Source organism: Clostridioides sp. ZZV15-6598, from assembly GCF_020657705.1.
Lineage (GTDB): Bacteria > Bacillota > Clostridia > Peptostreptococcales > Peptostreptococcaceae > Clostridioides > Clostridioides difficile_F.
Map to the genome: position 1 here is coordinate 1 of NZ_JAGWCS010000338.1, position 397 is coordinate 397.

Annotated in this window: 1 protein-coding gene; it reads right to left on the reverse strand. The window is 27.0% G+C overall.

The genetic code is table 11. The features are described from left to right. Window positions 1-80 precede the first annotated feature (80 nt). Window positions 81-341, reverse strand: coding sequence for a DUF2577 domain-containing protein (locus tag KGF50_RS21925; RefSeq protein WP_077705821.1), 261 nt, complete (start codon window positions 339-341; stop codon window positions 81-83). Between the last annotated feature and the right edge of the window lie 56 nt (window positions 342-397).

Here is a 397-nt window from a genome sequence, read left to right on the forward strand (position 1 = left end):
TTGGTTCTTGCCTTACATCAAAATTAATTATTGATACATCTTCAATATCATAATCTAAATTATCACTTGGTAACACTTTATCACATCCTATCTAAAATCAAATATTGTTGTCCTCCTTGCATCCTAATTAAAACCAATTTATCTCCTATTTTTTTATCTGTATATCTTTTAAATGTATCTGTCTGTATTAGAAAAAAATCATCAATAGATAGTTTTTGTTCTATCTTAACTTTTAGTGGACTAACACTTTCTATTGTTCCAAATACAACTCTCATTGGGTTACTTGTTTCTACTGCATCCATTGCAGCTTTTTTTATTATTTGTAATAAATCTTGCGACACTTTATCACCTCACTTATATAAATCTTCTAGCTCTCACATAATTTTTCTTATAATAT